This is a genomic window from Shewanella morhuae (assembly GCF_003028295.1).
Taxonomy (GTDB): domain Bacteria; phylum Pseudomonadota; class Gammaproteobacteria; order Enterobacterales; family Shewanellaceae; genus Shewanella; species Shewanella morhuae.
The window spans coordinates 403,026-426,521 of the sequence record NZ_PYSG01000003.1 but is presented as its reverse complement, the minus strand read 5'-3'; the positions used below and the strand labels follow the sequence as shown (position 1 = coordinate 426,521).

Sequence of the window (23,496 nt, the reverse complement as noted above, 5' to 3'; positions counted from 1 at the left end):
CTTTTTTCGCATTCTACCTGAAGGCTAAATAAAACCTAAGAGTTTTTGCTCTAATCTTGTGCAAATGCAACCTAAATCACGCTATAAACATTCAGTTAGGTTTGTATCACGCCTGCCTTTTAATGCCTTTTCTTGCCCCAAATCAACACAATCCTTCCTATTAACATCAAAAATCTATCCGATATAAAGTAACTATTCAGTGAACCATTACGCCACAAAAACAGCACAGATAGACACTCACCATAATCGTACGCTTTGGTTCGTATAATGGTTTGTAGGTAAATTATCCACGACTAACGTTGACATTTAAAAGCGCTAACATTAGCTTCACACACTATATTAATGCATTGATATAGTTATAATTAAACAAAAGTTCCTCCTGAACAGCAAAAAGGAAAGCGCTTATGATTCGCGGCACGACATATAGGAAGTCCCACCAAGCCGTTCAGCGTCTTGCGCCAATGAGGTTAAAGCCTCGCGATATATTAAGTGTCCTTGTGCTGACTATCGCCAGTACAGCCACTTGGGCGAGTGATGTAATCAGCCAAGATAAAAAAACAACAAGTAAGACAGACACTTGTTATGTTGAGGGCGTATCAGACCGTTTAAATTGCGGCTTTGTGACTGTGCCAGAAAATCCTAACAAACCCGATGGCAAACAGATCCAAGTGCATTATGTAGTATTGCCCGCGGTAAAAAACGTCAACCATGAAGAAGCCTTACTCGCCATTGCTGGCGGCCCGGGGCAATCGGCTATCGACAACGCCGCTGGTTTTGATGCCATGCTCAGTAAAGTACGCCAGCAGCGGGATATTTTACTGATTGATCAACGGGGCACTGGCCGTTCGAATCTATTGACCTGTGATGAAGGGGCGCAATCTCCACTGTCATTTGATGATGACAATGTTGATACCTTAGTTGAGGCACAAAAATGCCTTGAGCAACTCGACGCCGACGTAACCCAATACGGTAGCCTTAATGCGATTAAAGACTTTGAAGTGGTGCGCCAACATTTAGGCTATAAAAAATTGCATGTGTATGGCATTTCCTACGGCACGCGTATGGCACAACTTTACATGCGTTTGTATCCAGAACACTTAGCCACAGTCACCTTAGACGGCATAGTGCCAATGCAGCAAAGTGTATTAGAAATCGGCGCGGCAATTGATCGTGGTTTTGATTTACTGTTTAAAGATTGCCAAGAAACCGCCGCTTGTCATACGCAATTCCCAGAGCTTAAAACTGAATTCGACCAAGTGGCCGCATCACTCGCTAAGGCGCCTGTGATGGAAAATGTTTACGATCCTGTCAGCGGTGAAAAAACCATGCTGACGATGACGCGCGGTAAATTCTATGGCTCGATTCGCATGGCGCTGTATCAGGCTAACGTGCGCGCCTTAGTACCCCATGCGATTCACCAAGCCGCGAAACATAATTTCCAACCCATTCTTGGTCTATACGCCCTTACCCTAGAAAATGGCGGTATGGCGATGGGCATGCACGCATCGGTGGTCTGTGGTGAAGATATGCACCGTATTACGCCAGCCATGCGCGAGCAGGCCCAGCAATCCTTTATGGGTAAGACTATGCTCGAAGGCTTAGAAGCCACTTGTGCAGTATGGAAAGTCCCCGCGGTCGCTGACAGCTTTAGCGAACCTATCAGCAGCAATATCCCAACCTTGTTGTTATCTGGTGAAATAGACCCTGCCACACCACCCAGTTGGGGCGAGTTAGCAATGGAAAAACTCAGTAATGCCAAGCACTTTATTGCGCCCTACGCGACCCACGGCGTCGCTTATCAATCCTGCGCCAACACGCTTATCGCCGATCTTGTTCGCTCAGGTTCCGTTAGCGATCTTGACGGCGAATGTTTGCAAAAAGATGTGCGCCGCAGCTTTTATTTAAATGCCAGCTCGGTAGAGCCACTTAATGCGACCAGCGCAAAAACTACGACAACGGATGATAACGCCAGCACTGAGGCCAAGGAGTAAGCCATGATCAAAGTATCCCATCTTTCCAAGCGCATCGGTGACGTGCAGGCGCTCAATGACTTAAGCTTCGTCGCCAAAAATGGCCAAATTACCGGTTTACTCGGCCCCAATGGTGCGGGTAAAACCACCTGTTTACGCACTATTTTTGGTTTACTGAAACCTGATACCGGCAAAGCTGAAATAGAAGGTATCGACGTCGCCATCGACCCTATCGGTGCTAAGCAGCAACTCGGGTTATTTCCCGATCCTTTTGGCTTGTATGAGCGCTTAACACCACGGGAATATATCCGCTATTTTGCCGAGCTGAGCGGCTTATCATCTAAAGACGCTAAAGAGGCCACCAGCCAAGTGATTGCTAAATTGCGCCTTGAAGATATTAGCGATCGCCGCTGCAAAGGTTTCTCGCAAGGGCAAAGGATGAAAACCGCACTCGCACAGGCCATTGTCCACCGCCCAAGTAATATTATCCTCGACGAGCCGACCCGTGGGCTCGACGTAATGAGCACTCGTCTGCTGCGCGATATTCTTATCGACCTTAAAAATCAAGGCCATTGCGTACTTTTCTCTAGCCATGTGATGCAAGAAGTTGCCGCTCTGTGTGACCAAGTCATTGTGATGGCGCAAGGTCGAGTGGTAGCCATTGGTAGCCCAAACGAGCTTTGTATCCAAACGGGCAAAGATTCACTCGAAGAAGCCTTTATCCAACTTATCGGTACCGATGAAGGAATTGCAGCATGAATAAAATACTCGCAATGGTACGCAAGGAACTCATTGATGCAGCCCGTGATAAGCGCTCGGTGATGGCAGGACTCTACTACGCCATCGGCACGCCGCTGATTATGTGCGGCTTATTTATGGTGCTGATTGGCCAGCTTACCAGCCCTGATGACTTAAAAATTACCATCACCAATCCCGATAATGCCCCAGATTTAGTGCGTTTTTTATCAAATAAAGGTATTACTCAAGGCAATATTAAAGCGGCTAACGTTAAAGACAGCACGGCTAAAGCATCGACGGAAAATGGAGCTGACACACAAGACCTTAAAGCCATTGAAATGATTATTAGCACCGACTATGCCGCGCAAATGAACCAAGGCAAAGGCGCCGAGATAACGATTATTGCCGATAACTCAGACGAGAAACTACAAAACTCGATTCGTAGACTCGAAAGACAACTGCAAGCCTACAGTACAGAAATGGGCAGCCTACGCTTGATTGCCCGCGGTATCGATCCCCGCGTAATGCAGCCACTTAAGGTCAATATCCACGACCAAGCGACGACAGACTCTAAGGGTGGAATGATCTTAGGTATCGCGATTTTCACTATGATTTACTCGGTATTTATCTCGGGCATGAACCTCGCTATCGATACCAGCGCCGGCGAGCGTGAGCGTAACTCTTTGGCGCTATTACTAAGCCATCCGCTCACGACACGCCAGTTAGTGTTATCAAAAATCATCGCCGTTAGTCTGTTTGCCCTCTTGGGATTAGTGCTGATTTTGCTGGTATCCAAAATTGCCTATACCTTTGTACCTTGGCAAGAATTAGGTTTTAGCGTCAACATCACCAGTGAATTTATGGCACTGATGTTAGTGGTGGGTATCCCTGTAGCGTTGATGGCAGCTTGCTTACAACTATTTGTGTCTTTTATGGCAAAGTCTTTTAAGGAGGCCCAATCCTACCTAACGATAGTGTTGTTTGTGCCCTTAGCTTTATCGATGGCCGCCAGTTACAACATAGCGCCAGATATGCTGCAGTGGTTGCCCGTATCGGGCCAGCAACAGGCATTAATGGACTTTATTAAAGGTAAGGACTTGCCCATGTTGCAGTTATTAGTTTCGACCCTCAGCACCTTAGCCATTGCAGTATTACTCGCCTTGGGCATGGAAAGGTCGCTCAAGAGTGAAAAGGTAATTTTTGGGCTTTAAAGGAGCTATATCAACGATAGAGACTAAAAAAAGCAATTAAAACAAAAAGCCATTGAATATTCAGTGGCTTTTTGTTATTGACCTAACATTACTTTGCCTTAGGTCTAAAGGGTTTAATCACCGCTTCGTTACACTCTAAATACGGCCCTTCCATCAAGTCGATACAATAAGGGATAGCGGGGAATACCGCATCTAAACACTCGCGAATCGACTTAGGTTTACCCGGCAAGTTCACAATTAAAGAATCGCCACGCAATCCTGCGGTTTGGCGCGATAAAATTGCTGTCGGTACAAATTTTAATGACTCAGCGCGCATCAATTCGCCAAAGCCTGGCATCATACGATCGCATACCGCTTCAGTGGCTTCAGGGGTAACATCGCGTTTAGCTGGGCCAGTGCCGCCAGTGGTGACAATTAAGCAGCAATCTTGCTCATCGGCCATCTTGATCAGCGTCGCTTCAATTACATGCTGCTCATCGGGGATCACTTGATAAATCGGCTCCCACTCGCTGGTGAGGTAGTCGTTGAGCGTGTCGATAATCGCCTTGCCTGAGATATCTTCATAAATCCCCGCGCTAGCACGATCACTTACCGTCACAATACCGATTTTTGCTTTGCTCATAATCCCATTCCCCAAACGTCAATGTATGACTTGCCCATTGTATAAATAACAACGGCTTCTGCTATATTCTCTGCGGCTAAAATAACATAAATATGCGGTTCAATGTGCTGCAGCAAGTCGACATTCGTCACGTATTGGCGCTTAAACTCAGCTTGCTCGCATTTAATGCGCCGTTTCGCTATCGTGATCTTTTAATGCAGTCGCTGGTGATAAAAAACCGACGATCGCGGCACAAAGCGCCACCCCTGCAGCGGCCATAAATCCATACTGGAAGGCGTGATGCACTGTCTCTATTGGCAATTTTCTTATTGCATCGATACCAAATTCAGCATCCGTTAGCGGTAACAAACTATAAAGCAGCACACTAAATAGTGCAGTACCAATGGCGGCGCCCATCGAGCGACACAGTGACACCATAGCGGTTATCTGGCTGAGCCGCGCTTTGCCAGACACGCTCTGTACTACTAGCTGTACGCTCGGCATTACTGTACCTAAACCAATGCCAACTAACACACCTAAACCGCCAATCACATTGGCATTTGGCGGTACAAAACTGATTAATAACAATCCAATACAAGCTAATCCCATACCAAAAGTCGGTAACCATTTAGGTGCCACATCTTTGCTTAACAAGCGGCCTGTCATCGTCGACCCCATTACAATACCGAACGTCATAGGCAATAGCAGTAAACCGGTTTGGGCGGGATTAATATGTAACCCCACTTGCAAATAAATCGGTAAAAAGAAGATCATCGCAAATAAGCAGGCCGCAAACAGTGCTGCAGTCAGCAGCGGCATATACACCGCCTTATTGGCGAGTAAATCTAACGGCAAAAATGGGCTCGCCCGTCGCCGCTCCCACACGATCAATCCTAAAGAGCTTAAAACGATAAATACGGCAAAGCCTAAACTGGTCACTGAAAGCCACGCAAACTCCTGTCCCGCAACCGATAACCAATATAATAGTGCTGTGATAATGAGCGGAAATAACACCACGCCCACTAAGTCAAACTGGCCTTGGCGTATGGGTTTAACACTGCGTTTATGCAAACTATTGAGCCGCCATACTGCCAGTATGGACAGTGGAATATTCGCCAAAAATAGCCAGTGCCATGAATAAGCGTGCACCACTAAGCCGCCAATAACAGGGCCGCCAACGCTAGCGAGAGTAAACATAGCGGCAAAATAGCCTTGAAAACGCGCCCGTTGACGAATAGGCACTAACTCACCAATCAATGACTGAGACAAACTCATTAAGCCGCCACCGCCCATACCCTGCAAGATGCGTCCGGCGATCATATGGTCCATCGTGCTCGCACTTGCGGAAACGATAGAACCCAAGGCAAAAACCACGATGGCGATCATCAAGATTTTTGCGCGGCCAAAGTTATCCCCTAACCAGCCATAAATCGGCACCGAAGCCGCCATCGCGAGCATATAACCAATAGTGATCCACGAGGCTTGGCGCAGGCCGCCAAGATCTTCAACAATCGCAGGTGTGGCTGTGGCGAGTAAGGTTTGATCGACCGCTGCCAGAAACATAGGCAAAAAAACCGCCGAAAAAATAGCAAGGAAAACGGAAGTGGGTAAAGGCTCGCTCTGGGGTAACGTAGGCTCTAGTGGCATGCTTCTCTACTTATCGTAAGGCTATAGTGGAATTAAATACGCCGTGCATTCCAATACTTAGACGCCCAATAACTGTTATGTAAACTTGAAATTTTCACCCCTTGGCTAGTAGACACATGCAGAAAACTGTCATCGCCGACGTAAATACCGACGTGGTGCGAACTCCAACCTGTCTTGAAAAATACTAAATCACCTTTGCGTAACTGACTTCGTGGTATCGGTTTACCAAGGGCTTGCTGTTCTTCGACCGTACGTGGCAGTGTTAGACCTAGCATCTTTTGATAAGCAACAGAAACAAAAGCCGAGCAATCTATGCCCTTTTTAGTGCCGCCGCCCATACGATAAGGTACACCGCGCCACTCCGAATGCAGTGCAGAGATGTTGTTATCGTTCCAAACCGAAACCGGTTCAACTTGCTTTACTACAGGCTTAGGCTCTGGCGCGCTAGCACAAGCACCAAGTCCTAAGGCTAAGATAACTATCAGTAATTGTTTCATTAGCATTAACTCATTGCAGGCAGATTTCACAGTAAAGTCATTTAGTTTCTATCAGAAAATTCAGCTTAAGAGTCGCTCAAACACTAAAATAACCCAATACCGCAGCACTCTACACTCAAATATCACAGCACTTTAGCAGACTTAGATAACCTAAAGCTTAAATTTAGAATGCCGTCCATAATAAACGCACCCCCACCAGCACCATTAAAATCAAAATGATGCGCTTAAATAACCTATCAGAAATTTTATGCTGAATAAATAATCCCAGTTTTACGCCTAACCACGCGAGTGGCGCGAGTAACAATGAGACGATAATATTCTCTTGGGTTATCTGCCCAAGTAAGCTGTAGGGAATGAGTTTAACCACATTCACTACTGCAAAAAACACCACCGCTGTGGCTAAAAATTCAGATTTAGCTAAGCGTAATGGCAGTAAATACGCATTGAGTGGTGGGCCGCCCGCATGGGCAACAAAACTGGTAAATCCTGCGATTAAACCACAAAGCCGCCCAACCAAGGAGGAAGGGGTTGCTTGAGTTTTATCCCCAAGAATCAAACCATACAAACCAAATCCCAGTGACACGCAACCCAAAATAGCCCGCAAATAGTCTTCATTCAAGCGTTCAAACAGCAAATAACCGATAATGATACCCGCAATTGCCGCAGGTAATAATATCCGTAAATGATGCGGATTATGTTGTCCCCACCATGAACGTACACTTAAAAAATCCATATAGATTAGTAACGGCAACATAATAGCGACCGCTGTAGTTGGGCTAATCGTTAATGCCAATAGTGGGACAGTTAACCCGCCGACTCCACCCGCAAAACCCGATTTAGAAATACCCGTAATTAATACAGCGGGTATCGCGATTAACCAAAAAAGCGCGTCCGTAAACATCACCACACCCTGAATAATGCCTTAAGGCTAACAAGTTATTGTTGCAGTGATAAAAACTATCGAGCAAACATGGCTGGGTCAATATTTAACCCGAAATAAAAAACCCGAAGCTATGTGGCTTCGGGTTTTGCTAAGGCTTAACTATCTGTGCCTAGACATCATTTGAGATGCTGACACTAAGGTGAGAGCTGGTTGTTATAGTAATGATTCAAATAATAAATCATTAGAAAACTTCTATCTGCCTTAATGACCTAATAACCAAACTTAGCCACGGGATGCCAGTTTTTATTGATTTTTTCTTCGATAAACTTTTGTTTTTCTTTAACTAAGTCAGCCTCAACTATGCCTATCGCTTGCTGGGCCTTTTGTTTAGTACTGATATCTGGATAACTCACTTGAGTAACATTCAATTTTTTTAATATCCCTGCGAGTTGCTGACGCGCATCACTTGCTTGCTCAAAAGCTTTATCTAACAACTGCTTACCTTCAGTGGGATTATGGGCATATAAACCATGTGAAGACATGGCAAAATCCCATCGCCATTGGCCGTGGCGTATCGCCATAATAGGCGCATTCATTTGCTCCCATTTAGCGCCAGCATCCCATGCCGCTTTGGCCTCGTAATGAGCCTTAACTAACAAGCCTTCTACTTCACGGGCCTTGGTTTCAATGGTTAATTTATTAGCCGCAAGCTTAGCTTCAATTTTAGTTTTGCTGCTATGGCAGCTGCTGCAACTACTATCAAAATGCGGTAAGGCTTTATCCACTTTATGGCTAGTAAACTCAACGCCTTTGGCATCTTGCTGAGTTGGCATGTGGCAAGTAATACAAGTTACGCCCACTTCAGCATGTTTACTACGGCTCCAGTGCTCAAAGTCTGGATGACGCGCTTTAAGTATAGGCGTTCTTGATATGGGATGGATCCATTCGAAGAAGCGACGAGTATCATAGTATTTTTCAATATCATCGGCAGTGCTACCAAAAATCCACGGAATATTAACCACATTACTTTTTTCTGGACGGAAATAATAAGTCACATGGCACTGACCACATACCTGAGCACCCTGCATGTTGGTATCTTGTTTGTCAAAAGGTAGCTGAATTTTAGCCATTGCATCTTGGGCATGAGGACGCGGTAAGGCTAATTTTTTAGAACCAGACTCATGACAATCACTGCAATAAACAACGCTTTGGATCTCTTTACCGAGATCGGTAAAATTTTTGGCTGAGTATCCTTCAAAACCCAGTTCCTCAATTAGTCGAGGTGCGTCAGGCGTTTTACAGGTCCAGCAACTGGCAGATAAACCTTTTTCACCGGGTTCTGGTGCCACACCCGTGCGTAAGGTGTGTGCTACATCGGCAACAGCAAATTGATGTCCACGTGGGCTGTGATACTCTTTTGCAAAAGAAGATCCTGCCCAAAGTATGATGCTGGCGGGATAATTGGCGAGCATATCCTCGCGCTCAACCTGCTCGGATGTTGCCTGCCAAGATTGATATTGATTAGGAAATTGTTGTTGATTGCTCGCATCAGATGCGGCCAAAGTGGTAAATGTCGCCATGGCCAGCGAGCCAATAAAATAAATCTTTATTTTTGACAATGTGACTGTTTTAAAATGAATTTCCACTATATCTCCTTTATCCTAATCTCAATTTTAACCTGGTCGCCCATCAATACGGGGGCGGGTGAGTATGGGTATGTAATGCCATACAAACATAGCAAATGTGATAAACCAGCAACTAGCAGCTAACCATAACCAGACTTGGGTGTCAGCCGGAAACCAGATAGGCATTAATGCTCTGAATACTGCCGCTAAAGGCAAACAAATAAAGGCCAATATCATTTTGGGGCCCTCATAAATATTTCGGCTCGTATGCCCAAGTGACACCCTAGAAATCATTGAAAGACACAAAGTAGCCATACAACCTATCGCAAATAGGTGCAGTAAACTGCGATAAGCATACTCATTATCGAGATACCAACTCATGGCTAATAAACTGACGGGAAGCATAAAATAGGCAACATGTAAGGACCACAACATAGGTTCATTTAGTGTTTTATGAGGTAGCCAACGGGCAAATCGGATTAACTGTAATAGCCCTGCGATCAGCAATAAACTTCGCTCTATTTCCAACGAAAGTGGTTCAAAAAGTGCTTGGATCACCAGTAAAACCATCACCGCAAGCAGCGGATATTCAACCCAAGGTAATGGTTCGGCTTTTGTCGCCTTAATGCGCATTGCGGTAAAAAAGGGGATCACGCGTCCACCCACTATGGTGATCAGTAACGCAAACCACCACAACATTGCCTGCCAAATCTGATGGGCAAAGATAAAATCTCGCTCAAATAGAGCGTAGTAACTAACATTGTTAATCACTAACGCGACTAACAACATGATAGGAAAGCCAATATTACGCCATTGCTTTACTTTATAAATACTGCGCCACAAGGCAAGACTTGCCATACCAAGAAATAACGAATCAAACAATGCTGGTAAAATCAGTGGTACTTGCATTGGAAGTAACAGTAACAATCGAGCCAATAACCAGCAGCTAAACGTCAGCGCAAGTGGCCAGCCTTTTAATGCCAGTTGATTAGTCCAGCTTTGAACGGCCGTCAGTAAAAAACCACACACAATCGCCATTGCAAAACCAAATAGCAGCTCGTGTGGATGCCACCATAACGGCAAGATAATGGCCCAGAAATTGGGCGGAAAAAAACTATATTGCGGAGTAAACCAAGTTAATAACCACAGCGGAATATAGAGTGCGGCTAATATGGCGCCTCCCAAAAAAAAGGGTCTAAAGGCTAATCGCCACAGCGCGGGAATACGTTCAATTTGTTGGGGATCATCAATATTTAGCATCATAATTAACTCAGTGGCTTAATTATCGCGAGCACACTTAAGATGTTTTTTATATGATTCTTATACTGTACTGAAATCTTATTTAATTCAAACTAGGTCTTAGATTTTGGAACCCATGTCCCAAAGTTCAACGTTTTCAATTTGAAGATAGCTACATTGTGCAAGGGTATAACTCTCGTTAAGCACTTTTACCGCGCAACAATGGACGGTAGAGTTTTTGTATTATTAACGGCTGAGTTTAGGGATGCGCAATACAAACTTATAAAGTCAGCATCCTAAAAATTTTACGACTTTTTTACGCGCTATCTTAAAATAGCTTTGTTAGAGTAAAACTAACTTCTATTACACCATTATCAACTCCATGACATTGTTAACAAAGGCAGCTTTGACCCAGTACTGGCGTGCCCGCCCCACTTTATTTACCTTCATTGTGTTAGTGATTGCGATTTTTAGCAGTGTGTTTATCGACTATTTTTCGGCTTCTACCATCGCTGTGTTGCTCGTTTTACAATTGGCCGTGGTCGCCATAGCCTTGCAGTGTAATGCCAACTTTGCCTATTTTGCGGCAGTGTTTGAGGCAACTAGTTTTAATTTTCTGTTTACCACGCCGCGCTATTCGCTACAGATGTTCAATCTTGAGGACATTCTCAATCTAACGGTGTTTTTACTGGTCGCCCTCACTACCAGCAAATTGGCTGAACATTACCGCCGCCAGCAAGCAGCACTCGAACAGGCTCAGTTACGCAACAGCATTTTATTGTCAGTTTCACATGATTTACGTACACCACTGGCAACCATAATCGGCACGCTGACAACACTGAAGGAATACATGCCTAAGCTCAGTGCGTCGCAAAAGGATGAATTAATTGATAGTGCCGCCAGTGAAAGCCATCGTCTGCATCAATATATCGAAAACCTGTTACAAGCCACTAAGTTACAACACGGTGCGCTTAAATTTAGCCTCAGTGAAAACACGATTATCAATGTCTTACACCAAGCAATTGGTCGCTTTCCCGCCGCCCAGCCGCGAATCATTATCGACAGCACGGCTGAACTGCCGCCACTGATGATCAGCAGCTCATTGATTGAACAGGCCATTTTTAATGTACTGGATAACGCACTGCGCTATTCGCCCTTAGATAAACCCGTCACAGTAACAGCTTACCAACAGGGCAGTGTGTTGCAGTTAGATATTCAAGATGAGGGCGTAGGCATCGCCCCCGCAGAGGCGCAAGCTATTTTTGAACTGTTTTATCGCCAGCATCCTTCAACTGATGGCGGCGCAGGCCTTGGGTTGGCTGTCGCTAAAGGCATTATTACTGCCCATGGCGGCCAGATCAGCGCCGAGCTCGCCTCCAAGGGCAGCCTTATTCGCATCGCTTTACCGATTAAAAAAAGAGAGCAATAAATGGCTTATAAGGTGCTAGTTGTTGATGACGAAGCGCAAATCCACACTTTTATGCGCATATCTTTAGAAGCGGAAGGCTTTGAATATTTCGGCGCGGCGTCGATTGCCTCTGCCTTAGCGCAATATCAAGCGCAGCAGCCACACGTATTGGTACTAGACCTTGGTTTACCCGACGGCGACGGCATCACCTTACTGCAAACCCTACGTCAGAGTAACAAAGTGCCCGTGCTTATCTTAACCGCCCGCGATCAAGAGGAAGAGAAAATCCGCCTATTGGAAGCAGGCGCCAATGATTATCTCAGTAAGCCATTTGGGATCAGAGAGTTAATCGCACGCATCAAGGTATTAGTTCGCGACTTAGTGGATGAATCCCCCCTGAGTGATGTACTACTGTTTGGCGCACTTAAGCTGCAAAAAAGCACCCACCAGCTTTGGTTCAATGAACAAGAAATCGCCTTAACAAAAAAAGAATTTGCGCTGATTGAGACCTTAATGTCCCGCCCGAGTCAGTTAGTTAAACAAACCGAATTATTACGGGATATTTGGGGTGAAACCCATCAACAAGACAGCCACTATCTGCGGATTTTAGTCAGTCAGTTACGTAAAAAACTCAACGATAGCACTGAACAACAACTCATAAAGACTGAAGCAGGCTTAGGGTATCGCTTAACTGACACGAGTCAGTCATAAACATTTTTTCATCAAAACTTTCAAAAAATCTTAAAAGGATGTTTGTATGGCACACTTTACCGTTATTGGCTTAGGGCGATTTGGCGTCGCGGCAAGCCATGAGTTGATCCACTTAGGTCACACAGTCACAGGCGTAGACAGTGACCCCAAGATGGTCGAAAAGTACGTTGAAAGTCTAACCGAAGCGGTTATTTGCGACTGCTCCGACGAAACGGCGCTACGGGAGTTAGACCTTGCCAGCAGTGACGTGGTGCTTGTCGCCATTGGCAAAGATATGCAATCTAGCTTGCTATGCACTTTGGCACTTAAGAATTTGGGCGTAAATGTCATTTGGGTCAAAGCCAGCACTAAAGCGCACCATACAATTGTGTCTAAACTCGGCGTAGATCGCATCATACACCCAGAAGAAGAAATGGGTATACGCGTTGCCCAGTCGCTCAATTATCCTATGGTAAGTAATTTCTTGCCGATCGGTGATGGTCTTTATGTGGTTGAAATCCATATTAAAGCGCACCTTGACCAAACTGTTCTATCCAAGTTACTGGGGACGACCCTCGATGACAGTACCGATGATAGCCAAACGAATGTAGAGCGTAATCCTAAGGGCAAAGTGACGGCCGTGATGGTGAAGCGAGATCTGGCAGTATTTAGTAAGCTTGATGGCAATTTTGTGTTACAAACCAACGACGCTTTGCTACTTTGTGGCAGCCGCAGTGAACTTAAATACCTCGCACCAAGGTTGGTGTAAGGTGGTTCAATGGCATCCCTCAATCACGGCAATTGAGCACAAACCTAAAGCGGGCAAAAAGCTTTTAGGTGCGCCGCCGTTTATTTTAAGCATCAGTTTTGCCCTGTTGATCATGCTCGGCACGTGTTTACTCAAACTGCCGATAGCGACTGAATCACCGATTACTTGGCTACAAAGCCTGTTCACGGCAACCTCAGCAGTCACAGTAACAGGGCTGGTTGTTGTCGATACTGGCAGCGTTTTTACGCCCTTTGGTCAAATCGTCATTGCACTGCTAATCCAATGCGGCGGGCTGGGGCTGATGACCTTTGCCATTGTCACCCTTATCGCCCTTGGCGGTAAGATTGGCTTTCTACAACAAACAGTCGCAAAAGAGGCTTTTAATCAAACCGATACATCAACATTAGTCTCAACTGCCAAAGCAGTATTAGTGTTTTCGCTGCTGGTTGAAGCCATAGGCATGCTGATTTTATCAGCGCATTGGAGCCATGAACTTGGCTGGAAAACCAGCTTATTCCACGGTTTTTTCTATACAATTAGTGCCTTTAATAACGCAGGTTTTGCCCTCAGTGCCGACAGCCTGATGCCTTACGTAGCCGATCCCGTTATCAATCTAACGATCACAGCTTTGCTTATTATCGGTGGTTTAGGATTTTCGGTGTGGATAGATCTGCGTAGGAACAAACGTTGGTCAAAACTCAGCGTTTACAGCCGCATGATGATCACCGGCACTATTGTCATCAACGCGGTCGCCGTGATTGCGCTTTACTTTATTGAGTACAACAACCCCAATACCTTGGCTCCCTTAAGCGAACTAGGTAAATGGTTAGCCTCATGGTTTCAAGCCGTTACACCGCGCACCGCAGGCTTTAATACCCTAGCGATTGACCAACTCGAAGACGCCAGCACCTTACTTATACTCGTGCTGATGTTTATCGGCGGCGGCTCATTAAGCACCGCCAGCGGCATTAAAGTCGTCACTTTTATGGTACTGATTTTGGCCACTTATGGTTATTTACGTCGCGACGAAGCCATCTATGTATTTAAGCGCGAGATCCCCAAAGACACCGTCAGCAAAGCCTTAGCGCTGACCATCATCTCTCTGGTCGTATCTTGGCTGGCCATCTTCATACTGGTATTAAGCGAGAAAGCGCCGTTAATCGATATCGTTTTCGAGGCCATATCCGCACTGGGCACTGTCGGATTATCGCGCGGATTAACCGGTAACTTAACCACTCTAGGCCAAGCCATCATCATCTTTATGATGTTCATGGGTCGCCTCGGCCCACTGATGCTCGCCTATTTCCTCGCGAATCCAAGGGTGAAAAAACTGCGCTACGCAGAAACCAAACTGGCGATTGGTTGACTAAGTGCTCTAACGATATGACAGAAAATATTTTGTAAAAATCACAGGAACAGAAGCTGAGATAAATGAGCATCCCTTAAAAAATAAATTCACAATCAATAATTCACTAAACATGTCACATATCACTTCACAGGTGATGACTGAAAAATCAAAACAATCGACAATGAGTAACCAAAAAGCAATGTAAGCACCTATTATCAATAGTTTTCATGAGCAATGCATACATTCAAAATCTCGCTTTGAGCCACTATTCTGTGGATGAGCGGCATCACTATCCTAGTGAAAACTCATTGCCTAAAAAGGGTAAAATGTTGGAAAGTCGAACTAAACACGGTAATTAGCGATTGATTGGTAGCGATAAGACTGTATTAAAGTGGATAATAGACGCTATCAAACATCAGATAACCATACCTGTCTAGGCATTGAAATTTTGGGTTATTGTGTGAAGTGAGTTTAAGATTTCAAACTGGATGATATAAATGAAAAAAGAACAACAAATTGAAAACGAGTTAATCGCCAAGCTTGAAGATCTCAAATACAGCTACCGTGCAGATATTCGCAATAAGGCCGCACTTGAACAAAATTTCCGTGAAAAATTCGAAGCCTTAAACCGGGTAAACTTAACCGACAACGAGTTCAAGCGCCTACTGCAAGAAATTATCACCAGTGATGTATTCAGCGCCGCTAAAACCCTGCGTGAACGGGGCTATTTTCAGCGTGAAGATGGTACGCCTTTACATTACACCTTAGTTAATATCAAAGACTGGTGTAAAAACGAATTTGAAGTGATCAACCAGCTTCGCATTAACCATGATGACAGCCACCATCGCTTCGACGTGATCTTGCTGATCAACGGTGTACCCGTAGTGCAAATTGAACTGAAAAATCACACTATTGTAACTCGCCGCGCTATGGAGCAAATCGTTAGCTATAAAAACGATGCAGGTAACGGCTACGGCAATACTCTAATGTGCTTTATGCAGCTCTTTATTGTCAGCAATGAAAACCAAACCTATTACTTTGCCAATAACCGTAACGAGCATTTCAGTTTTAATGCCGATGAACGCTTTTTGCCGGTCTATCAATTAGCCAATGAAAACAACAGAAAAATTGCCCATCTTCACGACTTCTCTGACTATTTTTTAGCTAAATGCACGTTAGGAGAAATGATCAGCCGCTACATGGTATTAGTGCAATCCGAACAAAAATTGCTGATGATGCGTCCGTACCAAATTTATGCGGTGCAAGCGATTGTTGATTGTATTCACGACAATCGTGGCAACGGCTATATTTGGCATACCACTGGCTCAGGCAAAACTTTAACCTCCTTTAAAGCCTCGACCTTACTCAAAGACAACCCCGAGGTTGATAAGTGTTTGTTTGTGGTTGACCGTAAAGATCTCGACCGCCAAACCCGTGAAGAATTTAACAAATTTCAAGACGGCTGCGTAGAAGAAAACACCAATACCGAAACCTTAGTGCGCCGGATGCTGTCAGAAGACTACGCCGACAAAGTCATCGTCACCACCATCCAAAAGCTTGGCCTAGCACTGGATGAAAACAGCAAGCGCAACCTTAGTAAAATCAAAGATGGCCAACAAACCTTTAAAGAACGTTTAGAGCCACTGCGCGATAAACGTGTCGTGTTTATTTTTGACGAATGTCATCGTTCTCAGTTTGGCGATAACCATAAAGCGATTAAAAACTTCTTTCCAAAATCACAGCTATTTGGCTTTACCGGCACTCCCATTTTTGATGAAAACTCTAATTACACTCAAATCGACGGTACGGTAGGTTCATTTAAAACCACCAAAGACATATTTGAAAAAGAACTGCATCCATACACTATTACTAACGCCATTGAAGATAAAAACGTACTGAGTTTTCACATTGATTATTTTGGTAAAAACAACAAAAATTCAGACGGCGACAGTAAAGTGGACACCGTCACGCCACCGCCAGAAGCCGTGGTAAAAGAAATTTTAGCCAAACATGATGCCGCCACCAATCAGCGCCGTTTTAACGCCGTGCTCGCTACCGCTAAAATTAATGACGCAATACATTATTTTGAGCAATTCAAAATACAACAGGCACAAAAACAAGCCCAAGATGAAAGCTATATTCCGCTTAATATTGCCTGTGTGTTTTCTCCACCCGCGCAGCCTTCAAAAAATAGCGATGAAACTCAAGCCTACAACGCAGATAAAAACGTCAAAGACATAAAACAACTGCAAGAAGACTTACCGCAAGAGCAGCTCGACAACCAACAAGAGCCTGAGCAAAAAAAGGCTGCGCTGATTGCCATTATAAAAAGCTATAACCAGCAATTTGGCACCAACCACAACATTAATGAATTTGACTTGTACTACCAAGACGTACAGCAGCGCATTAAAGACCAAAAATACAGTAATGCCGACTACCTACACAAAAACAAAATCGACATCGTTATCGTGGTCGATATGCTGCTCACGGGGTTTGACTCGAAATACCTCAATACCTTATATGTCGATAAAAACCTTAAATATCATGGTTTAATTCAAGCATTTTCGCGTACCAACCGTGTACTCAACGACAGCAAACCTTGGGGCAACATTCTTGACTTTCGCGGTCAAGAGAAACAAGTTAACCAAGCAATTAAACTATTCTCGGGTGCAGATAAAGATCGCGCCAAAGAGATTTGGCTCGTAGAGCCAGCCCCCGTCGTCGTTGCAAAATACCAGCAAGCAATTACAGACTTGCAAACCTTTATGCAAAGTAAAGGGTTAGATTGCACGCCGTCGGACGTTGCTAACTTAAACGGCGACACCGCCAAAGCCGAGTTTATTAACCACTTTAAAGAAGTACAAAAGCTCAAAACGCAAATAGAGCAATATACTGAACTCGACGATCAACAGCTGCAAACCGTTGAAGCCGCCATGCCTATCGACAACCTGCGAGGCTTTAAAGGCGCTTACCTCGAAACCGCCAAAGGCTTAAAACGCAAGCAAGACCAAAATAATCCTGAGTTAGACGCAAGCATTGAACAGCTCGAATTTGAGTTTGTCTTATTTGCCTCAGCCTTAATTGATTACGATTACATCATGGGGTTAATCGCCCAATCAACTCAAGCAGCAGGCCAAGGTGCCAGCAAGCATAAAATGACTCGCCAAGAGCTAATGGATTTAATCAGCTCACAGGCCAATTTAATGGAAGACCGCGACGATATCATCGCCTACATCGAAAACCTGCCCACAGGTGTCGCGTTAAATGTTGAGCAAATTAAAATTGGCTTTCAAAAATTTAAAGCGGCTAAAGCCGCCAGCGAATTAAACCAATTAGCACTCACTCACGGCCTTACGCCCCAAAGCTTGCAAGACTTTGTTGATGGCATAATGCAGCACATGATTTTTGATGGTGAGCAGTTAAGTGACTTACTTGCCCCGCTAGACTTAGGTTGGAAAGCGCGCACCCAAAAAGAGCTTGCACTAATGGAAGACTTAATCCCCTATTTACATAAACTCTCCCAAGGGCGCGAAATATCAGGGCTTGCTGCCTATGAATAAGCCAAAAGAGCCGCTAAATACCACAAAAATACTCACTGAACAGCCAAATGAGCAAACCTTTGCCCATCTGCTCGCGCATATTCAGCAAACCCGCCAGCAAGTGTTTGCTCAGGTAAATACCGCGTTAATTGAGCTGTATTGGTCGGTAGGTCAAACCATTAGCGAAAAAGTCGCCTCACAAGCTTGGGGCAAAGGCGTGGTAAAGCAACTCGCCGCCTACATTGCTAGCCAAGACTCAGACATAAAAGGTTTTAGCGATAAAAACCTCTGGCGCATGAAGCAGTTTTACGATATTTATCAAAACGATACAAAACTCGCACCACTGGTGAGAGTGTTACCTTGGACTCACAACACCATTATCTTTTCCCGCTGTAAAAGCAGCCTTGAGCGCGAATATTATTTAACCTTAGTGCAAAGCGACAAACTCAGCCGCCGCGAGCTTGAGCGCCACATTAACGCCGCCCATTTTGAGCGCAGCTTGAGTGAGCCACCAAAACTCTCAGCAGCGCTGAGACAATCGCACCCAACTAGCCCAAGCATCTTTAAAGACAACTACACCTTAGCGTTTTTAGGCCTGCCCAGCAGCCACAGCGAAAACGATCTGCAAAAGGCCATTATCAACAACCTCAAAAGCTTTATTTTAGAGCTAGGTAAAGACTTTATTTTTATTGGTGAGGAATACCGCCTGCAAGTCGGTAACCAAGACTTTTACATCGACTTACTGTTTTTTCACCGTGGCCTCGCCGCACTAGTGGCCTTTGAGCTAAAAATCGGTAAATTTAGCCCGCAGCACCTAGGCCAGCTCGACTTTTACCTCGAAGCCCTCGACCGCGATGTGAAAAAGCCCCACGAAAATCCCAGCATAGGTGTATTGCTGTGCCGCGACAAAGACGACGAAGTGGTCGAATATGCGCTGTCGCGTAACTTGTCCCCAACACTAGTAGCACAATACCAATGCCAACTGCCCGACAAACAGCTGCTGCAAGCCAAGCTGCATCAATTATTACAACACCTGCCAGCGCAAAACGAATTAGATATTGAGCAAATAGCTGAGCCAGCGCCAAGGCAAGGAGAAAGCAATGAATAAGTCAGCTGAAAAAGGTCTAGTGCCAGAATTGAGATTTCCTGAGTTTCAAAGTGACGGCTATTGGTGTTTTAACGAGCTAGGCAGCAAAACCAACAAAGTGGGTAGTGGTATCACACCCAAGGGTGGGGATAAGAACTATAAATCAGCCGGAGTACCATTTGTACGAAGTCAGAATATTGGATGGGGCGATTTGATCCTTGAAAATATTGCTTTTATTGAGGAAGAGGTACATCAATCTTTTTTAGGCACAGTAATTAAAGAAAATGACGTGCTTCTGAATATTACAGGTGCATCAATAGGCCGTACTGCGATTGCGGATCAACGTGTTGCCAGTGGAAACGTAAATCAGCATGTCTGTATTATCAGAACAAAACTAAAAGAACTTAACCCAGTTTATCTCTGCCAATTTATTCTATCTCCAAATGGACAGCAGCAAATTGATAGCTTTCAGGCTGGGGGGAATAGAGAGGGACTTAATTTCGCTCAAATACGCTCATTTTCAATCCCGATCCCACCAAACGTTGAAGAACAACAAAAAATTGCTGATTGCCTTTCGTCCCTCGACGAGCTACTAAGCGCGCACAACCAAAAACTGGACACCTTAAAAGCCCATAAAACAGGCCTAATGCAGCAACTCTTCCCTGCCGAAGGTGAAACCGTCCCCAGACTCAGATTTCCCGCATTTAGAGACCAAAGTGAATGGGTTGAATTTAAACTAATTGATTTAGTTGATAAAAATGTAAAATGGAGCTTTATCGGTGGGCCATTTGGTTCTAACTTGAAATCATCAGATTATGTTGAAAAAGGTATACGCATAATTCAGCTGCAAAATATAGGTGATGCACAATTTAACGATACTTATCAAATTTTCACTTCTAAAGAAAAAGCAGATGAACTTTTGGCTAACAATATATATCCGGGAGATATAATCATTTCAAAAATGGGTGATCCTGTTGGTAGAGCCTGCCTTATTCCTGAGACCCATCATAGGTACGTAATGTGTTCTGATGGTATACGCTTAGTTGTTAATGAAGAATTGCATAATAAATACTTTATATATTCTCTAATTAATGACATAAAGTTTCGCTCTTCGATTGAAAGATCAGCTACTGGTTCGACAAGAAAACGTATTGGCCTTGATGACTTGAAAAAGCTAACAATGCTAGTGCCTAAACTAGATGAGCAACAAAAAATCGCTAATTTATTTTTTCCAGTAGACGCACTCATTGCCGCACAAATTCAAAAAATTGAATCGCTTAAAACACACAAAAAAGGGTTGATGCAGCAATTATTCCCATCGATTGATGGCGACAAAATGGATGCCAAAGCTGAGGTAGGCGCATGAGTGAATCAACCTTTGCGACGCTCGATGAAGTGGCAGCACATTTACGCCATGTGTTAAAAAACGGCATACCACAGAAAAATACCAATCCAAAAACCGTTAAGCAAACCTTATTATTTGCCTATAACGGCACAGGTAAAACACGCTTGTCTATGGCATTTAAAGAGCAAGGAAAAAAAGAGGGAAAACGCGATACCTTGTATTTTAATGCTTTTACTGAAGATTTATTTAGTTGGGATAACGACCTTGAAGACGATGCAACTCGAGTATTGAAACTCAATAAAACCTCCAGTTTTTTTGATGCGCTCAAAGATGAAGACTTAGATTTAGAAAATCAAATTAGACCACTAGTGCAGCGCTACGGTGATTTTAATTTTTTGATTGATTATGAAAAAGGCCATGTCAATTTTATCCGCGAAGTATTAATTGATGATAAAGCTGAAAACATCGAGCATATCAAAGTATCACGTGGTGAAGAAAATATTTTTATTTGGTGTTTTTTCCTCGCTATTGCACAACTAGCAGCAGATAAACAAGTCACGTATAGCTGGGTTGAATATCTATATATTGATGACCCTATTTCATCTCTAGATGATAATAACGCCATTGCAGTAGCAAGCCACCTTGCACAGTTGCTGAAGAACAACTCCATTAAAGCGGTAATTTCAACCCACCACACTTTATTTTTTAATGTGATGTGGAATGAGCTCAATGAGAAGAAAAAGCTTCAACCTTATTTTTTAAGTTACGATAAGGAAGCGCAACTCTATAAGCTGCGCTACACCAATAGCACACCATTTTTTCACCATGTAGCGCTGTTAGAACAACTGCATAAAGCGGCCCAATCTGGTGATTTATTTACCTATCACTTTAATATTTTACGCAGTATTTTAGAAAAAACGGCTACCTTTCATGGCTTCAAAAACTTTTCTGCCTGTATTGAACAGGAAAAAGATGACTCAGACGGTATTTTACATGCGCGTATGATTAATATTTTAAGTCACGGCAATTATTCGCTATTTGAGCCAATGGAAATGACCGATGAAAATAAAGGGCATTTTCGCCGCATATTACGCAATTTTATGAAAAACTACCGTTTTGACCCTGCACTGTTTCCTGAGCTTTTAATACAACAAAAGCCTTCAATATACCAAGCACCAACTGTACAGCAAGCGCAAGCCGAACAACTCGAAGAGATCAATTAACATGACCCAAGAACAACTCAAAGATTTAGGCAAAACCCTGTGGGATATAGCCGACAGCCTACGCGGTGCGATGAACGCCGATGACTTTCGCGACTATATGTTGTCGTTTTTATTTTTACGCTATTTATCAGACAACTACGAAACGGCCGCACAAAAAGAACTCGGCCGTGATTACCCTGCACTGGCTAAAGACGATAAAACCGCGCCATTGAGCCTGTGGTATACAGACAATAGTGAGGATGTGGCCGAGTTTGAAAAACAGATGCGCCGCAAACTGCATTATGTGATTGAGCCGCGCCACCTGTGGACCAGCATTGCCGAACTGGCACGCATGCAAAGCAACGAATTACTGCAAACCTTAGAGGCGGGCTTTAAATACATCGAAGAGCAAAGCTTTGACAGCAGCTTTAAAGGCTTATTTTCTGAAATTAATTTAAACTCTGAAAAGTTAGGCAAAACCCCCGCTGATCGTAATAAAAAGCTCTGCACTATCATTCAAAAAATCTCCGAAGGTATTGCCGAGTTTTCTACCAATAGCGATATTTTGGGCGATGCCTATGAATATCTCATCGGTGAATTTGCCGCGGGTTCGGGTAAAAAAGCCGGTGAGTTTTATACCCCACAGCCTATTTCGACTATTTTGTCCGAAATTGTCACCCTCGACAGCCAAGAGCCCAAAACAGGCAAAAAGAAAAAGCTCGACAAGGTATTAGACTTTGCCTGCGGTTCTGGCTCGTTATTGCTCAATGTGCGTAAGCATATTGTCGATGCGGGCGGCAGTGTCGGTAAAATTTACGGCCAAGAAAAAAACATCACCACCTTTAACCTTGCGCGCATGAATATGTTATTGCATGGGGTAAAAGATACCGAGTTTGACATCCACCACGGTGATACCTTGTTAAACGACTGGGACATACTCAGTGAGAGGAATCCCGCAAAAAAACTTAAATGCGATGCAGTAGTGGCTAACCCACCCTTTAGTTATCGCTGGGATCCGAGTGAAGCACAGGGTGAAGATTTCCGTTTTAAAAGCCATGGGTTAGCACCAAAATCTGCTGCCGATTTTGCCTTTTTACTGCATGGTTTTCACTTTTTAAGTGATGAAGGCACCATGGCGATTATTTTGCCCCATGGCGTATTATTTAGAGGCGGCGCAGAGCAACGTATTCGCACGAAATTACTCAACGATGGCCATATCGATACTGTCATTGGTTTGCCTGCCAACTTGTTTTTCTCTACGGGTATCCCCGTTTGCATAATAGTGCTGAAAAAATGCAAAAAGTACGACGATGTATTGTTTATTAATGCCAGCGAACATTATGAAAAAGGTAAACGTCAGAATAGGTTACGCGAAGGCAAAGGTGATGAACCCAACGATATTAAAAAAATCGTTGAGACCTATCAATTCCGCAGTGAAGAAGAGCGTTATTCGCGCCGCGTGTCGATGGCAGAGATTGAAAAAAACGATTTCAACCTTAATATTTCTCGTTACGTCAGTACCGCTAAAGATGCGGTAAAAATTGATCTCGCGAAAGAGCAGCAAAAACTGGTTGAGATAGAAAATTCAATAGAGGTTGCGCTGAAAAAGCATAATGCGTTTTTATCTGAATTAGGTTTATCGTTATTACCAGGTGAGCCTAAAAAAAACTAACCACAAATTCGCATTAACAACGAAG

At 44.1% G+C, this 23,496-nt stretch carries 18 protein-coding genes; 12 read left to right on the top strand and 6 right to left on the bottom strand.

Going from position 1 to position 23,496, the window contains the following annotated elements; all coding sequences use genetic code 11:
- The first annotated feature begins 404 nt into the window (after positions 1-404).
- The 3 genes from C9I43_RS16520 to C9I43_RS16510 are packed head-to-tail and all read left to right on the top strand — an operon-like array spanning position 405 to position 3,919.
- Complete coding sequence (locus tag C9I43_RS16520) at positions 405-1,991, top strand: alpha/beta hydrolase (RefSeq protein WP_107884583.1); 1,587 nt, start codon at positions 405-407, stop codon at positions 1,989-1,991.
- A gap of 3 nt (positions 1,992-1,994) precedes the next feature.
- Complete coding sequence (locus C9I43_RS16515) at positions 1,995-2,729, top strand: ABC transporter ATP-binding protein (RefSeq protein ID WP_107884581.1); 735 nt, start codon at positions 1,995-1,997, stop codon at positions 2,727-2,729.
- Complete coding sequence (locus C9I43_RS16510) at positions 2,726-3,919, top strand: ABC transporter permease (RefSeq protein ID WP_107884579.1); 1,194 nt, start codon at positions 2,726-2,728, stop codon at positions 3,917-3,919. Before C9I43_RS16515 ends, C9I43_RS16510 begins: the two co-directional genes overlap by 4 nt.
- An 88-nt stretch (positions 3,920-4,007) precedes the next feature.
- On the opposite strand, the gene mog is transcribed toward C9I43_RS16510, so the two are convergent.
- From mog to C9I43_RS16480, 6 genes are all read right to left on the bottom strand, one after another.
- A complete protein-coding gene (gene mog / locus C9I43_RS16505; protein ID WP_076497459.1) occupies positions 4,008-4,541 on the bottom strand; it encodes a molybdopterin adenylyltransferase in 534 nt (177 codons plus the stop codon).
- A 162-nt stretch (positions 4,542-4,703) separates the two neighbouring features.
- On the bottom strand, positions 4,704-6,167 hold the full coding sequence (locus C9I43_RS16500) for an MFS transporter (RefSeq protein ID WP_107884578.1): 1,464 nt from the start codon (positions 6,165-6,167) through the stop codon (positions 4,704-4,706).
- Between the two features lie 32 nt (positions 6,168-6,199).
- Complete coding sequence (locus tag C9I43_RS16495) at positions 6,200-6,664, bottom strand: NlpC/P60 family protein (RefSeq protein WP_107884576.1); 465 nt, start codon at positions 6,662-6,664, stop codon at positions 6,200-6,202.
- Between the two features lie 163 nt (positions 6,665-6,827).
- Positions 6,828-7,565: a sulfite exporter TauE/SafE family protein gene (locus tag C9I43_RS16490; RefSeq protein WP_107884574.1), complete on the bottom strand. Its 738-nt coding sequence runs from the start codon at positions 7,563-7,565 to the stop codon at positions 6,828-6,830.
- 251 nt (positions 7,566-7,816) lie between these two features.
- On the bottom strand, positions 7,817-9,127 hold the full coding sequence (locus C9I43_RS16485) for an ammonia-forming cytochrome c nitrite reductase subunit c552 (RefSeq protein ID WP_107885183.1): 1,311 nt from the start codon (positions 9,125-9,127) through the stop codon (positions 7,817-7,819).
- A 93-nt stretch (positions 9,128-9,220) separates the two neighbouring features.
- Positions 9,221-10,432: an NnrS family protein gene (locus C9I43_RS16480; protein ID WP_107885185.1), complete on the bottom strand. Its 1,212-nt coding sequence runs from the start codon at positions 10,430-10,432 to the stop codon at positions 9,221-9,223.
- Between the two features lie 361 nt (positions 10,433-10,793).
- On the opposite strand from C9I43_RS16480, the gene C9I43_RS16475 reads away from it, so the two are divergent.
- From C9I43_RS16475 to C9I43_RS16435, 9 genes are all read left to right on the top strand, one after another.
- Complete coding sequence (locus C9I43_RS16475; RefSeq protein WP_107884572.1) at positions 10,794-11,840, top strand: sensor histidine kinase; 1,047 nt, start codon at positions 10,794-10,796, stop codon at positions 11,838-11,840.
- Positions 11,841-12,530, top strand: a complete 690-nt coding sequence (locus C9I43_RS16470; protein ID WP_107884570.1) for a response regulator transcription factor — start codon at positions 11,841-11,843, stop codon at positions 12,528-12,530.
- Between the two features lie 46 nt (positions 12,531-12,576).
- Positions 12,577-13,278, top strand: a complete 702-nt coding sequence (locus tag C9I43_RS16465; protein WP_076497470.1) for a potassium channel family protein — start codon at positions 12,577-12,579, stop codon at positions 13,276-13,278.
- Between the two features lies 1 nt (position 13,279).
- A complete protein-coding gene (locus C9I43_RS16460; protein ID WP_107884568.1) occupies positions 13,280-14,644 on the top strand; it encodes a TrkH family potassium uptake protein in 1,365 nt (454 codons plus the stop codon).
- 479 nt (positions 14,645-15,123) lie between these two features.
- Complete coding sequence (locus tag C9I43_RS16455) at positions 15,124-18,186, top strand: type I restriction endonuclease subunit R (RefSeq protein WP_107884566.1); 3,063 nt, start codon at positions 15,124-15,126, stop codon at positions 18,184-18,186.
- Positions 18,179-19,273 carry a PDDEXK nuclease domain-containing protein gene (locus tag C9I43_RS16450; RefSeq protein WP_107884564.1) on the top strand — a complete coding sequence of 365 codons (1,095 nt, stop codon included), beginning with the start codon at positions 18,179-18,181 and terminating at the stop codon, positions 19,271-19,273. Before C9I43_RS16455 ends, C9I43_RS16450 begins: the two co-directional genes overlap by 8 nt.
- Positions 19,266-20,618 carry a restriction endonuclease subunit S gene (locus C9I43_RS16445; protein ID WP_107884562.1) on the top strand — a complete coding sequence of 451 codons (1,353 nt, stop codon included), beginning with the start codon at positions 19,266-19,268 and terminating at the stop codon, positions 20,616-20,618. Before C9I43_RS16450 ends, C9I43_RS16445 begins: the two co-directional genes overlap by 8 nt.
- Entirely contained in the window at positions 20,615-21,820 is a 1,206-nt protein-coding gene (locus tag C9I43_RS16440) for an AAA family ATPase (RefSeq protein ID WP_107884560.1), read from the top strand. The genes C9I43_RS16445 and C9I43_RS16440 overlap by 4 nt, the downstream gene beginning before the upstream one ends.
- Position 21,821: 1 nt before the next feature.
- Entirely contained in the window at positions 21,822-23,471 is a 1,650-nt protein-coding gene (locus C9I43_RS16435) for a type I restriction-modification system subunit M (RefSeq protein WP_107884558.1), read from the top strand.
- The last annotated feature ends 25 nt before the right edge of the window (positions 23,472-23,496 follow it).

Bases quoted from the DNA above. Each gene is read 5' to 3' on its own strand.
- C9I43_RS16520 (WP_107884583.1), top strand. From the start codon at position 405: ATGATTCGCGGCACGACATATAGGAAGTCCCACCAAGCCGTTCAGCGT.
- C9I43_RS16515 (WP_107884581.1), top strand. From the start codon at position 1,995: ATGATCAAAGTATCCCATCTTTCCAAGCGCATCGGTGACGTGCAGGCG.
- C9I43_RS16510 (WP_107884579.1), top strand. From the start codon at position 2,726: ATGAATAAAATACTCGCAATGGTACGCAAGGAACTCATTGATGCAGCC.
- mog (WP_076497459.1), bottom strand. From the start codon at position 4,541: ATGAGCAAAGCAAAAATCGGTATTGTGACGGTAAGTGATCGTGCTAGC.
- C9I43_RS16500 (WP_107884578.1), bottom strand. From the start codon at position 6,167: ATGCCACTAGAGCCTACGTTACCCCAGAGCGAGCCTTTACCCACTTCC.
- C9I43_RS16495 (WP_107884576.1), bottom strand. From the start codon at position 6,664: ATGAAACAATTACTGATAGTTATCTTAGCCTTAGGACTTGGTGCTTGT.
- C9I43_RS16490 (WP_107884574.1), bottom strand. From the start codon at position 7,565: ATGTTTACGGACGCGCTTTTTTGGTTAATCGCGATACCCGCTGTATTA.
- C9I43_RS16485 (WP_107885183.1), bottom strand. From the start codon at position 9,127: ATGGCGACATTTACCACTTTGGCCGCATCTGATGCGAGCAATCAACAA.
- C9I43_RS16480 (WP_107885185.1), bottom strand. From the start codon at position 10,432: ATGCTAAATATTGATGATCCCCAACAAATTGAACGTATTCCCGCGCTG.
- C9I43_RS16475 (WP_107884572.1), top strand. From the start codon at position 10,794: ATGACATTGTTAACAAAGGCAGCTTTGACCCAGTACTGGCGTGCCCGC.
- C9I43_RS16470 (WP_107884570.1), top strand. From the start codon at position 11,841: ATGGCTTATAAGGTGCTAGTTGTTGATGACGAAGCGCAAATCCACACT.
- C9I43_RS16465 (WP_076497470.1), top strand. From the start codon at position 12,577: ATGGCACACTTTACCGTTATTGGCTTAGGGCGATTTGGCGTCGCGGCA.
- C9I43_RS16455 (WP_107884566.1), top strand. From the start codon at position 15,124: ATGAAAAAAGAACAACAAATTGAAAACGAGTTAATCGCCAAGCTTGAA.
- C9I43_RS16450 (WP_107884564.1), top strand. From the start codon at position 18,179: ATGAATAAGCCAAAAGAGCCGCTAAATACCACAAAAATACTCACTGAA.
- C9I43_RS16445 (WP_107884562.1), top strand. From the start codon at position 19,266: ATGAATAAGTCAGCTGAAAAAGGTCTAGTGCCAGAATTGAGATTTCCT.
- C9I43_RS16440 (WP_107884560.1), top strand. From the start codon at position 20,615: ATGAGTGAATCAACCTTTGCGACGCTCGATGAAGTGGCAGCACATTTA.
- C9I43_RS16435 (WP_107884558.1), top strand. From the start codon at position 21,822: ATGACCCAAGAACAACTCAAAGATTTAGGCAAAACCCTGTGGGATATA.